This is a genomic window from Aurantimicrobium sp. MWH-Uga1 (assembly GCF_003325955.1).
Lineage (GTDB): Bacteria > Actinomycetota > Actinomycetes > Actinomycetales > Microbacteriaceae > Aurantimicrobium.
In genome coordinates this window covers 1,099,642-1,113,392 of the sequence record NZ_CP030929.1, presented here as the reverse complement: position 1 = coordinate 1,113,392, position 13,751 = coordinate 1,099,642, and the positions used below count along the sequence as shown (strand labels likewise).

Genomic DNA, 13,751 nt, shown 5'->3' with positions numbered 1-13,751 from the left:
TTCGGTGCACTAACGTGAGGGTGTGACAAGCTTCAGCCCTCAAGTCCTCTCCCTTATTGATGAGTTACAAAGCCATGCTGACCCTGTCATTGCCCAGCACTCACAGCGCTATTTCAAAACCGGCCCGGGGGAGTATGGCGAGGGTGATGTATTTATCGGTGTTCGTGTCCCTGTCGTTCGTGAGGTGGGAAAGAATTTTCGTGATCTATCACCTGCGGAGATTGTGGAGTTGGCGCAATCACCCATCCATGAACATCGTTTGTGTGCTGTTCAGTTGTTGGCTGGCCAGTTCAAGAGATCAAAAAGTATTGTCCAGCAAGGTGAGCTCTTTGATGTTTATCTCTCGCTGGTAGCTCAAGGAAAAGTCAATAACTGGGACTTAGTTGATTCCTGTGCTCCGTATGTTGGCGGATATCTGACTTCAATTGACAATTACATGGATCTGCTGATTGAGCTCGCTTCTTCAGAGAATCTCTGGGAGCGACGAAGTGCTGTGATGTTTACCTCGGCGTTGATCAGACAGGGAATTTTCCATCCCACTGTGACACTGTGTGAGATGTTGCTCACTGATACTCATGACCTCATTCACAAAGCAACAGGGTGGATGCTTCGCGAAGTGGCTATCCGAGACGAGAAAGTCTTGCGAGTCTTTCTCGATAAATATGCGGCAACAATGCCTCGAACAATGTTGAGATATGCCATTGAAAAACTGAGGGAATCAGAACGTAAACATTATCTGGGTATGAAGTCACTGTTAGCCTAGAGACGCATTCCAGTGCCTTCTTTGCGCTGAGCAAACACTCAGACAACACTCAGCCAGGGCATAGCAATCCCACAGATTGATAGGTAATGCTGATGGGACGTGAAAGGAGTTTCTCGCATGACCGAGAACAACGATAAAGGTGTTCCAGAGTATTTCTTCCCCAAAGTAGGAGAAGGGACAACCCCACCTCCGGCCTCTCCTGTGCCGGAGCAGGTGATTCCTGAGACCTTTGTTGGCCCTGCACGAGTACAAGCTGGCAAGCAAAACAAAGCTCTGCCCCTCGTTGCTGTTGCGGTAGCTGCCGCTCTCGTCGGAGGTATCGCGGGTGCAGGAGCAGCTGTTTTCTTTACCGGTCAAAACTCCACAACCGCAACTCCTTCTGCCGTCCAGGGCATCACTATCAATGACACCGATGACGTCAATGCGGTTACCGCGGTTGCTGCCAAGGCCTCACCGAGCGTCGTCACTATTTCTGTTACTGGTGATGCTGGGGCTGGAACGGGTTCTGGCGTGATCTTGAATGAAGAGGGCTATGTCCTCACCAATAACCACGTGGTGACGTTGGATGGAGCGTCGAATACTGCTGACATTACTGTGCAGGACAACGAGGGCAACATCTATCCCGCGACCATCGTCGGAACTGACCCCACTGTGGACATGGCAGTTCTGAAAATCAAGGGAACCGGTCCATTCATTCCTATTGAATGGGCTGATTCCAGCAAACTTAATGTGGGAGATTTGACCATTGCGCTCGGCGCTCCACTGGGTCTGGCAGGAACGGTTACGACAGGTATTGTTTCTGCACTCAACCGCTCCATTCAGGTTGCAAGTTCTGCAGCTCCTGATTCTTCAGGATCTGATTCAGGAAACTCGGGTGGCAGCGACAACCCTTTCAATTTTGACTTTGGCCAAGGCCTAACTCCCTCCCAGGGGCAGTCCCAGAGTGCAGCTATTTCTATTCCCGTTATTCAAACTGACGCAGCAATCAACCCTGGAAACTCTGGGGGCGCTTTGCTTGATTCCAAGGGACGTTTGATTGGAATTAACGTCGCCATTGCAAGTGCCGGAGGAAGCGAGGCTGGAAGCATCGGCGTGGGCTTTGCTCTGCCTTCTAACTTGGCCAAGCGTGTATCCACTGAATTAATTGAAAACCAGAAGGCCTCTCATGGCCTTCTGGGAGCCCAGGTCTCTGATGCTGCTGCCAAGGATGGAAGTACCGCGGTTGGCGCCTACATCGAGGAAGTAGTTGATGGCGGTGCAGCTCAGAAGGGTGGCATCAAGGCTGGAGACATTGTGACCCAGTTCAATGGTGTTCGCATAACAGATGCAAATGATCTCACCGCTCAGGTTCGTTACGCTCCAGGTGGCTCCGACGCGACCGTCGTGGTGAACCGGGGCGGTAAGACTCAGACGCTGAAGGTGCAGCTCGGCACCCTCAGCTAAGGGCATAGAAGGCCGAGGTCTTGATACTCTAGAACTCGGCCTTCATTCAAAGGACCCCATGTCTGCTCTTGGCTCAGCGCCCATCCCAGCCACCCCTCTGCCGGGTGTTTCTTATGTCATGCCTGTACTCAACGAGGTCACCCACATTCGTGCTGCCGTGCAGAGCTTGCTGGAGCAGGACTATGCAGGACCGATGGAAGTCACCCTTGCGTTAGGACCCAGCACAGATGGCACCAACGAGCTCGTGGCGCAGATGTGTGCTGAAGACTCACGTATTCAATTCGTCGACAATCCAGCAGCGGCAACACCTGTGGGAATGAATCTGGCGATTAAAGCCTCGCAATACCCCATCGTGATTCGGGTTGACGCTCACTCTGTCTTACCCAAGGACTACGCCAGCATCGCCGTGGAGACCCTGTTGCGCACTCAGGCAGATAACGTCGGCGGCATCATGGACGCCCAGGGAACCACACCTTTTGAAAAGGCAGTTGCCAGGGCGTATGACACCAAAGTCGGTCTGGGGGGAACACCCTTTCACGTTGGGGGAAAAGAAGGCCCAGTTGACACTGTTTACTTGGGTGTTTTCAATCGGGAGAGCCTGCTCACTGTGGGTATGTTCAACGAAGAAATTCGCCGCGGTCAAGACTGGGAACTCAACCGCCGATTCCGTGATGCTGGTGGGCTGGTGTGGTTTACACCCAAACTCAAGGTGGTTTATCGTCCACGTACCTCTGTGAAAGCGCTGCTGAAGCAGATGTATTCCACCGGCTTATGGCGCGGTGAACTTTCCCGTCGATATGGAAGCGGCCTGCGCTACTTTGTTCCGCCGGTCATGGTTATGGCGACCATCCTAGGAATTCTTGCTGGTCTATTAGGTTTTGATCTTGGCTGGGTCGTTCCCGGTGTTTATGTTGCCTTTGTTGTTCTTTCAACTCTGGTTTATGGACGCGGCATAGGGGCACGGGCAATGCTGTGGTTTCCCCTCGTACTTCCCTGCATTCACTTCGCATGGGGTGTAGGTTTCATCATGAGTTACACCAGACTCACCTCGAATATCGCCGGCAAAAGCGGAAGGTAAGAACGTGGAGAAACCCACCTCTTTAGCTCAGCTGCGCGAGGTTACTCAGCCGCCCGAAGTTCGCACACGAGCTAACGCAGAGCACTGGGTTGCTCACCTGTACCTACGTGACCTATCTCCCTATGTCACGTGGATGTTGCTCAAGACTTCCATTTCAGCCAATGGTGTTACTGGCCTGATGATCTTTACCGGCTGGGCCACTGCTGCTGCTTTACTCATTCCTGGGATATGGGGTCCTGTTCTGGCGCTCATCCTCGGACAGTTGCAGATGCTCATTGACTGCTGTGACGGAGAAGTTGCGAGGTGGCGAAAGACCAAGAGCCCCGCCGGTCATTTCCTTGATGCCGTGGGTCACTACACAACCGAGGCATTGATTCCTCTTGCTCTTGGTCTGCGTGCGGCAGGATTTGCTGATGGAAGCCGTCCCATCGACTGGATGTGGGTTGCACTGGGGGCTTTCCTGTCCATCGTGATTGTGTTGAACAAGGTGCTCAACGATTTGGTTCGGGTTGCCAGAGCGATGTCTAATTTACCCAAATTGGCCGACGCCAAAGGGGCGAATGCACCACTTCCAGGTGTCGTAGCCAAATTGCGCAGAATGGCACGTTTTGTTCCATTCCACCGGATCTATCACTCGGTTGAGCTGACCATTATTGCTTTCGTCGCTGCGCTGGTTGGAATCTTCGTAGGGCAGCTGCTGATCAGTCAAATCTTGGTTGCAGTACTCCTACCGTTGTCGATTCTTGCAATTATCGGTCACTTCATCGCCATTATGACGAGCTCACGTGTCAGGGCTGCTTAGACGCACAAACTTCGGCGCCAGACCTAAGGTGGGCGTCGTGGTGCTCACGATGGGCGAACGTCCAGAAGAGTTGCGCCGCGCTGTGCGCAGTGTGCTTGCCCAACGACTTGTTGAGCTGGATGTTGTGGTGGTCGGAAACGGATGCCGTCCCGAATTCCTCCCCGGGGGCGTCCGAGGAATTTTCCTCCCAGAAAATGTGGGTATTCCTGCAGGCCGTAACGCCGGAGCACGACAGGTGAGCGGGGAATACATCTTCTTCCTCGATGATGACGCTGAACTTGCGGACGGACTTTTTCTTCATAACGCACTCTCGCTTTTCAGGGCAGATCCAGACTTGGGTTTGATACAGCCCCGAATAACTGATCCCAGTGGTGAACAAACCCCCACTCGCTGGATTCCTCGGCTGCGTAAGGGAGACCCCAAACAGTCCAGTTACGTGTTTTCGGTGCTGGAAGCAGCAGTGGTGATGCCACGACGGGTTTTTGACCAAATTGGCGGATGGGGAGATCCCTACTTTTATGCCCATGAGGGTATCGAGTTGGCTTGGCGCACCTGGAATGCGGGAAAGAAGGTCTGGTACTGCGGTGAACTAGTCGTTCATCATCCAGTGACCAGTCCCACGCGGCACTCCACCTACTACCGCCTCAATGCTCGCAACCGTGTGTGGCTTGCCAAACGTAATCTTCCGTGGGCTCTTGTTCCCTTCTACGTTCTCTCCTGGACCGGGGTTCAGCTGGTACGTTCATTTCGTCAGCGTGGCCAAGGCTTAGGAGCATGGTTGAGCGGCTGGGGTGAAGGTTGGCGCACCAACCCTGGTGGTCGCGTGGGGATGCGATGGTTCACGGTGTGGCGGATGACCCGTGCTGGTCGTTTCCCCATTCTCTAATTCACCCAATTGGCAGGTTAGGTTTAACGTATGGGTTTGTTTCAAGATGCGCGCTCTGCGGCAACATTGCTCAGCAATGCTGTTCAGGGTCGATTACGACGCAAAGAACTTGCGCGTAAGTTAGCGCAGCAGCCCGAATTTACCCCCGGTAAGTTCAAAGTAGGTGTCTACTTTGCCGACGGAGAAGTTAACCTCTATCAGGTACGTCAGTGGTACAAACCGCTAGAGGTTCTGGCCAAGACATGGCCCGTGGTGATCTTGAGCAGGAATACTCTCGGGGCTCTGAAAATGTTGGACGAATCACCGGTTCCCGTGGCGTATGTGCGAACCGTGATTGATCTCGAAGAGTTCATTGCGGACCAGGATTTGCGTGTCATTCTTTACGTGAATCAGAACGCGCGTAACTTCCAAATGTTCAGATACGGTCAGCGGTGGCATGTGTTCATCAATCACGGCGAATCCGACAAGATGTATATGACCACCAATCAGTTCAAGGCCTACGACTACAGCCTGATTGCTGGCGATGCAGCACGAGAACGCTTGGGTCGCGTGCTGTGGGATTACGACTTTGACAAGCGCGCCATTGCTATTGGCCGTCCGCAAGCAGATCACTATACCGGGGCTATTCCGTTTGATCCCGATGAGCGTCAGGTTATCTTGTATGCCCCGACCTGGGAGGGAGACCGCCCGGCGGCCGCCTATGGTTCTATCCAATCTCACGGCCTTGCTCTGATCGAAGCCCTCATTGCCACAGGCCGTCATCGTGTGATTTATCGCCCGCACCCTCGAAGTGGAGCAGTCGACTTTGAATACGGTCAAGCAAACGATCAGATCAAATCACTTCTGCGCAGAGCTAACTCACATGACCCTCAGGCCAAGCACATCATTGATGAGGGAGCTGAACTGGGGTGGCAGCTCTCAGTTGCCGATATGGCCGTCGTCGATATTTCAGCAATGGTTTATGACCGTTTGGCTGCAGGAAAACCACTGATCATTACCCGACCAGTCAACACCGCTGCAGAAATTGATGAGGGTGGATATCTCAGCGATTGTGAATGGCTGGATGCTGAAGCTGCCGGAAATATTGTCTCCCAGATTGATGTGATTGAACACGATCCTGCAGCCCAAGAGCGCTTAGCCCGATGGTGCAAACACTACTTTGGCGACATTACTCCCGGTGTGCCTACGCAACGTTTTCATGACGCGATTGCCCACTTGATGAACGAGTGGGAAAAGCAAGCAGCAATTCACGCAGCAGACTAATTCTCAATCGCATTACTTCGGCTTGTTTACGCCGAGATTGTCCGTGGTTCCCAGTAGCTTAGGGATGTGGCGAAGATGGGGTTTGTGCAGCGTGAAATTGCCCCTGCACGCCTTTTTGTCCCCGATGCCTCGCAGGCTCAGGTTCTCGCTCTTCCAACAAATCAATCTGCTGTCGTCCTGGGAGCACCAGGTACTGGGAAGACAACTGTTCTTGCCGAATTCATCGCTACACGCGTGGCGGCGGGAACAAACCCTGACAACATCGTCGTGCTTACTCCAAACCGTGTGGCTGCCGGACGTTTGAGAAACTCTCTCGGTTTGCGCCTGGGTTTGGCAACCAATGGCGCCCTTGCTCGTACTCCGGGTTCTCTCGCTTTTGCACTTGCCCAAGAGCATGCGCTCTCCACAGGACAAGCAGCACCTCGAATGCTCACCGGTAGTGAACAGGACAGCATCATCGCTGAATTACTCCTTGGCCACATCGAAGATGGCTCTGGCCCAGTCTGGCCAAACCCACTTGTACCTGAAGTTCGACAGCGACGGGCATTCCGCAGCGAATTACGTGACCTTTTTGCTCGCAGCACAGAGATGGGCTGGACTCCCGAAGACCTCCGTTCTCAGGGAGTTACACGCGAACATCCCGAATGGGTCGCAGCTGCCGCATTCTGGACCGAATACAGAGAAGTCATCGCGGGATTTAGAACAGAATCCTTCGATTCCTCTGAAATCTTGGCCATCGGTGCCAACGCGCTCGCCAACTCAACTGTGATGCCCGACGTGGAGCTTGTAGTGGTCGACGATGCTCAGGAGTTGACCTACGGTGCAGTGCGCATGCTCCAGGCTTTTGCTCGCAGAGGTGTTCCCGTGACCGTCTTTGGAGACCCTGACATCACCTCAACCACGTTCCGTGGTGCGGTGCCCAATTTCCTTGGAAGATTTGCGGTTGAACTAGGAATTCCATCAGAACGTGCACAGTCATTAGTTTTAGATTGTGTTTACCGACACGGTCCACAGATTCGCGCTGCCGTGAGCAAGATGACACAGATGGGTTCTGCAGAAGCGGGCGCTCAACGTAAGGCACTCTCTGTCGTTGAAGATGCCGTTTCCTCTCCTGTGCAGGTTCTGGAACGCAGTTCTCGAGTAACCGAAACCACGGCTATCGCTCGTCAGTTGCGTGAACGCCACATCTTGGGGTCAACACCGTGGTCCCAGATGGCCGTGGTTGTGCGCACCAGCTCACTTGTTCCCCAGGTTGCCAGGGCTTTGGCTGTTGCTGAGGTTCCCACTAGAACATTGTTGTCAGAACGTTCATTGAAGGAACACCCTGCAGCTCTAAATCTCATTGCGGCAATTGCAGTGGCGATGGGGCGTATGGAAATTACTCCTCATGTCGCCAATGATTTGCTGACTTCGCCGATGGTGGGCCTCACAGTGCTGGAACTTAGGAGGCTTCGCTTGGCCCTGCGCCACGACGAACTTGCCTCAGGTGGAGTGCGCACAGGTGAAGAACTCCTTATTGCTGCGCTAGAAAACCCAGCAGATTTGGTCACTCTCGACTTCGCTCCCGCACGTCGTGCTGCACGGTTTTCGGAGACTCTTCAGATTCTTCGAGCTCAGATCGCTCACGGTAATTCCATTGAGGAACTGCTGTGGACCACGTGGGAACGCAGCGGTCTGGCCAAAACCTGGGGTACTGAAGCGCTCAGTGCTGGGCTCATTGCTGACGATGCCAATCGCAATCTCGATGGTGTAATGGCGTTATTCACCTCAGCTAAACGCTATGTCGAACGATATCCAGATCGACCAGCTGCCGACTTTATTGCTGAATTGCTCGAGGCTGATGTTCCTGAAGACACTTTGGCGCCGCAAGCGCAGGCCGATGCTGTTGTGGTGTGCACGCCATCTGCATTGATTGGTGCCGAGTTTGAAGTTGTGGCTATTGCTGCGGTTCAAGAGAACCTATGGCCTAATCTGCGTCCACGAGGTTCCTTACTTCACGCCCAAGATCTTCTCGGTGACTCTGTCGGAGTGAAAATTGACTTTGCAGCATCCCGCAAAGAAGTGCTCGATGATGAACTACGCATGTTTGCCCTGGCTCTCTCCAGGGCGAAGCAATCTGTCATCCTGACCGCAACGGCAAATGATGACACTCTGCCCTCGCCATTTCTGCGCAGAGTTGAATCAGTTGTGGGTGTGGATTCTGAGGAAGTTCAGAACCCCCAGCGCAATGGGCTTAAGGAATACCCCCTTAATCTGCGAGGACTGGTCGGTTCCCTGCGTCGGGCACTGACCCTCTCTTTGCGTCGTGGTGAGTCTTCTGAGCGCAGTGCTCAGTTAGCTAGTGCACTGGCCAAGCTCTCAGCTGCTGAGATTCCCGGTGCGGCACCCACGGATTGGTATGGCCTGCGGGAGCCTTCCACGAGCGCGCCATTGGTTGACTTGAGTGTTGAGGGAAACTCGGTATCTGTTTCCCCCTCCAAATTGGAAACCTGGGAACAAAACCAGCTTGCGTGGTTTATCGAATCCGTCGTCGGAAGAACCTCGAGTTCAGCTCAGGGGATTGGCACCATCGTTCACAAGGTGATGGAAGATGCCAGCGCTGAGGGGCAGCCCATCGACGCTGATTCACTCTGGGCAGCAGTGGATGCGCGCTGGCATGAGCTCTCCTTTGATGCCGAATGGCTCAGCACGGGAGAAAAGCGGCGTGTTCGCAAAATGGTGGCGGCTGTATCCGAATATTTACAGAATTTTAGGAATGAGGGCAAGACCCTGCTCGCCACCGAGGGCGGTTTCACTCTAGAACTGGGTAATGCCACCCTGCGTGGGTACATCGACCGGATTGAACAGGATGCTGTTGGCCACGTCGTCATTGTGGATCTGAAGACAGGCAAATACGAACCCCGCGTGAAAGACCTGCCAGAGCATGCCCAGCTCGCCTGTTATCAATTGGCACTGACCGAGGGTGCACTCAAAGATGTTCCTGAAGGCTCACCTAATGGCGGAGCCAAGCTTATTTACGTCACCAACGGCACCAAGGGCAAGCTCTATAAAGCCATGGAACAAAAGCCCTATGACGAGGCCGAACTTCAGAAAATCCGTGAGCGTATTGAGAAAGCTGCCGAAGGCATGGCAAGGAACGAATTCACTGCCCCCATCGTGATTGAAGAAGAGCGTGGCAAGCCTCACACCAGATACGAATTCCGTATTCACACCACTGCGGCGGTGTCGGCATCATGAGTGAATTCCAGATAAGTGCTCTCGAGCTTGCCGAACGTTTAGGGCAGCTCCCTCCCACAGAAGAACAGCAAGCAATCATTGAGTCACCACTTGAGCCAGCACTGGTTATTGCTGGTGCTGGTAGTGGCAAGACAGAAACAATGGCGAACCGTGTGGTGTGGCTCATCGCTAATGGCAAGGTTAGCGTCAATGAAATCCTCGGCATGACCTTCACCCGAAAGGCAGCTGGTGAGCTCGGCGAACGTATTCGCAAGCGTGTTGCCAAGCTAGTCTCTGAGAAGATCGTGCCCCTCGATATGGACGAGCTTGATCAAGCGACCGTGACAACCTACAACTCCTTCGCCAATCGGATCTATTCGCAATACGCACTACTCATTGGCCGTGACCCTGATGCCACTGTCCTCGGGGAGGCAGCTGCATGGCAGCTTGCTCGTTCAATCGCCCGGGAGGGAACCGGTGAGGTCCTCTCTGACCTCGACAAGAGCCTGGATGTGCTCACCGAAGCCATCCTGCGCTTATCTCGCGCCATAGCTGACAATGTGGCGGATCCTGCAGAGATTGTGTCCTTTGCTCGGTCTCTGGATGAGCACACCGTCAACATGCCCTTAGACGTTCCCGGGAGCCGCAAGAGTGCAGCTGTTGACGCCTGGGTCAAAGCGCGTGAAGTGGGAACAACCCTTCCTGTTCTGGTCGACCTCGCGGTTCAATTCTCAGAGGCTAAACGACGCCAGGGCCTGATCGAATACAGTGATCAGGTCGCATTGGCGCTGGAAATCTGTCACCGCTTTGACAGCGTTGTTGCAGATTTCCGCAGCCAATTCAAGGTTGTTCTGCTCGATGAATATCAAGACACCTCTGTTGTTCAGACCAAGCTCTTGAGTTTTCTTTTTGCTCAGACTCCTGTGATGGCCGTGGGTGACCCCCACCAGTCCATTTATGGTTGGCGTGGAGCGTCAGCTGACAATATCGAACAGTTTGGTGCTGCTTTTGGCGCTGGTGTTGAGAACACCAGAACCTATTCGCTGTCAACGAGTTGGCGAAACCCTGTGGGTGTCCTGGCAGCAGCAAATGTGTTGGTCAGTCCATTGAGCGCCAAGACACAGGTTTCCGTCGAACAGCTTCGAGCTAAACCTGACGCACCACAGGGGGAGGTTGAACTCAGTGTTACCGAAACTATTTATGACGAAGCAGATGCCGTTGCACAGTGGTTGAAGGAACGCGTTAGCGAAGAAACCACCTCAGCGATGCTCTGTCGCTCACTCAAAGGCATAGAGCCGTTCAAACGAGCACTCGATGAGCACGAGGTTCCTTATCACGTGGTCGGGCTTGGGGGATTACTTGATGAACCTGTCATCGTTGATCTTGTCTGCACATTGCGCGTGCTCCACGATGCCACCGCAGATTCAGAGCTCATTCGTCTGCTCACGGGTGCACGTTGGGCAATAGCACCCAAGGACATCGTGGGGTTGAGTGAGATCTCGAAATGGATGAGTGAGCGTGATCATCGTCAACAGCGCCTCACTGAGGAAGTTCGCACTGCATTGCGCAACTCAGTGGTCTCCGAAGATGGTGCCTCTTTGGTTGATGCTCTGGACTTCGTCGTCAGTGCGCCAGAGTCACACACTGCACTCGAGAAACTCTCTGTCATGGGAAGAACTCGACTCAAGCAGGCAGGGGAACAGATAGCTCGGTTGCGTCGCCGCGTGGGTGTCGATCTGCGTGAGCTGGTCACTATTGTGCAACAAGAATTACTCCTCGATATCGAAGCGGTAGCGAACGAGTCTGCGGCAACTGCTCTCTCAAGCCTCGAAGCATTTATGGAGCCGCTGAGTGCATATGTCAACGGTGAAGACAGAGCCACTCTTGGTGGATTCCTGAGTTGGCTCAAAGAAGCAGAACGTCGCGAACGCCTTAGTCCGCAATCAGCACCTGCTGAGCCGGGAACAGTCCAGATCATGACTATTCACGGCGCTAAGGGCCTGGAGTGGGACGTGGTAGCCATTCCACGCATGGTCAAAGACGAACTCCCAGGTAATCGTACCCGTGCTGAAAACTGGCTCGGTTTTGGACGGTTGCCTTTCCCGTTTCGCGGAGATGCAATGCACCTTCCGGTCTTTGACTGGCGCTCTGCCACAACCCAGGTTGAGCTGGGTGAAAGCTATGAGGCTTTCGTAGAAGAAGTCCGGGTTCGCTATGACGACGAACAGCGCAGATTGGCCTATGTGGCGCTGACGCGAGCCAAGCACTCCTTACTGCTATCGGCATCTTTCTGGGCTAGACAAGTCGCCCCACGACCTCCAGGAATCTTCCTCCAGGAGTTGGCTGCTGCCGGCATCTTTGGTCGCGAGCTTCCTGTAGCCCCTGGGAATGAAGTTAACCCTCTGGGCGACGATGAAGAGACTGTTGTCTGGCCGTTAGATCCTCTGGGTTCTCGCCGTGATGTTGTGATGAGGGCCGCTGAGGCAGTGTATGTGGCGAATCCTGCAGCTCCCACACCATGGGATTCGGAGATTGAGCTTCTGCTTACCGAACGTGACCGCAAAACCACTGCAGATGCCGACATTCCGCTTCCAGAACGTATTCCTGCTTCGCGGTTTAAGGACTTCATTGAAAACCCTGAAGCAGTAGCCACATTATTACGTAGACCATTGCCAGAGCGTCCCTACCGGGCAACAAGCTTGGGAACCCTCTTTCACTCCTGGGTAGAACAGCGTTCGGTCACGAGTTCTCTGCCAGATCTTGTTGACGCAACAGAGTTTGAACTCGATGGTGTTGATGAACTCTCACGTGTTACGCATGATGAGCAGACCTTAGCCCAGCTCAAGCGTATTTTTGAGCAATCACAATGGGCTCATCGCAAACCTGTTGCCGTGGAATTAGAGGTGAACGTCCCCTTCGGAAACAGCATCATCATTTGCAAGATTGATGCAATCTATGAGGTTGAAGGTTCGAACGGGAAGCGCTTCGAAATCGTGGATTGGAAGACAGGCAAAGCACCCAAAGATGCCGCCGACCTGGAACTCAAGCAGTTCCAGTTAGCTCTCTATCGCATGGCTTACTCACGCTGGTCAGGTGTGGCTCCAGAAAATATAGATGCAGTCTTTTACTTCGTTGCTGAAGACACTGTCGTCAGGCCTGAACGGATTTACTCGGAGAGTGAATTGGAAGAACGCTGGTCATCCGTGACGGGTTCCATGCCGCGATAGCGACCAGATGCGGCATCCCCAGGAGTTTCATCCAGTAACTCAACAACCTCGGTGACGGTCAACACAGGAGCAGTGTCAGTTCCAATTGCGTTTGTGTTCTCCTGGTGGACGCTGTCAACAAGACGATCAAGCATATCAATGGCGTCGTCAACGATCTCTGGGCTCTTTTGTTCCACACCGTGGAGTAGCCATTTGGCTAGTTCCAGCTCTGAGTAAAGAGTTGCACGTTGGCGCAGCTTAGGGTCGACCAATGAATGGCGAGAGTCGCCATAGGAATCAAAAGCAATGTTTTGTGCCTCGATGGGTGCGTTAATGATCCAATGCATATCTGCAGCAGGGTCGCCAACACGCAGTGCAGCCCAACCAAGAACACCAGCGACTGAGTCTGTTCCTGCAATAAAGGAATCAGCACCGAGTGAGCCATGAATTACGGTGGGATCAAACATCCACAGCGAAGAATCATCAACTGCCTCTTGCCAACGGGCTGACAGGGCAGCTGGTAGGAGAGCGGTGGCTTGTGCTCTAGAAACGAGCTCACGAGTCTGGCGCTGAACCTCCTGCGCACTAAAGGTCGGCAAGCCTGCATCTGAAACAAAGTGTGTCGGCAGCGAGTGAATAGAGGCAATCGCGGTTCCAATAGAAGTTGGCAGGCCCGTTTCTGGTGTGAAATCGGACAGGGTCAACTGGTCTCCATGCAGGAATTCAAAAACAAGCCCAAAGGTTTTGCCCAACGGTGCGCGGCCGACCAAGGTGGGAACATCAAAGCTCAAACGAGAGCGGATACCAGCGGTCATTGTCTCGAGCGCATACTTTTCAGCACCCAATTGAGCCTCTGCCTCAGCAGAGTTTGGGACACGAACGATGAGCTCACGGCCTGCTGCGTCAGTGACGATGGCGGCAAAAAAATCACCATGCATTCCTGTGGAGAAAGCTTGGGCTTGTACGGGGTCAAAACCGGGCACAGCAGCCGTAGCCAACGCCGCTAGAGTGATATGAGATCTGGCCATGAAATACAGGCTAATTCGAGGATGAGCTTGTGGCCCCTAACGCCACGCATCCATTGCCCGACAAAT

Annotated in this window: 9 protein-coding genes; 8 read left to right on the top strand and 1 reads right to left on the bottom strand. The window is 53.6% G+C overall.

Going from position 1 to position 13,751, the window contains the following annotated elements:
- Positions 1–22 precede the first annotated feature (22 nt).
- From AURUGA1_RS05505 to AURUGA1_RS05470, 8 genes are all read left to right on the top strand, one after another.
- Positions 23–763 (top strand): DNA alkylation repair protein, encoded by a 741-nt coding sequence (locus AURUGA1_RS05505; protein WP_205214638.1) that lies wholly within the window; start codon positions 23–25, stop codon positions 761–763.
- 117 nt (positions 764–880) lie between these two features.
- Positions 881–2,206, top strand: a complete 1,326-nt coding sequence (locus AURUGA1_RS05500; RefSeq protein WP_114129221.1) for a S1C family serine protease — start codon at positions 881–883, stop codon at positions 2,204–2,206.
- A gap of 58 nt (positions 2,207–2,264) precedes the next feature.
- Complete coding sequence (locus AURUGA1_RS05495) at positions 2,265–3,284, top strand: glycosyltransferase family 2 protein (protein WP_114129220.1); 1,020 nt, start codon at positions 2,265–2,267, stop codon at positions 3,282–3,284.
- Positions 3,285–3,288: 4 nt separating this feature from the next.
- Entirely contained in the window at positions 3,289–4,086 is a 798-nt protein-coding gene (locus AURUGA1_RS05490; RefSeq protein WP_114129219.1) for a CDP-alcohol phosphatidyltransferase family protein, read from the top strand.
- Entirely contained in the window at positions 4,079–4,972 is an 894-nt protein-coding gene (locus AURUGA1_RS05485; protein ID WP_371412370.1) for a glycosyltransferase family 2 protein, read from the top strand. The genes AURUGA1_RS05490 and AURUGA1_RS05485 overlap by 8 nt, the downstream gene beginning before the upstream one ends.
- 30 nt (positions 4,973–5,002) lie before the next feature.
- The gene (locus AURUGA1_RS05480) at positions 5,003–6,235 is read left to right on the top strand and encodes a hypothetical protein (RefSeq protein ID WP_114129218.1); all 1,233 of its coding nucleotides are present in this window, start codon (positions 5,003–5,005) and stop codon (positions 6,233–6,235) included.
- Positions 6,236–6,310: 75 nt separating this feature from the next.
- Positions 6,311–9,472, top strand: a complete 3,162-nt coding sequence (locus tag AURUGA1_RS05475) for an ATP-dependent DNA helicase (protein ID WP_114129217.1) — start codon at positions 6,311–6,313, stop codon at positions 9,470–9,472.
- Entirely contained in the window at positions 9,469–12,678 is a 3,210-nt protein-coding gene (locus AURUGA1_RS05470) for an ATP-dependent DNA helicase (RefSeq protein ID WP_114129216.1), read from the top strand. The genes AURUGA1_RS05475 and AURUGA1_RS05470 overlap by 4 nt, the downstream gene beginning before the upstream one ends.
- Here AURUGA1_RS05470 and AURUGA1_RS05465 read toward each other — a convergent pair.
- Positions 12,618–13,685, bottom strand: a complete 1,068-nt coding sequence (locus AURUGA1_RS05465; protein WP_114129215.1) for a phosphotransferase — start codon at positions 13,683–13,685, stop codon at positions 12,618–12,620. The genes AURUGA1_RS05470 and AURUGA1_RS05465 overlap by 61 nt on opposite strands.
- Positions 13,686–13,751 lie beyond the last annotated feature (66 nt).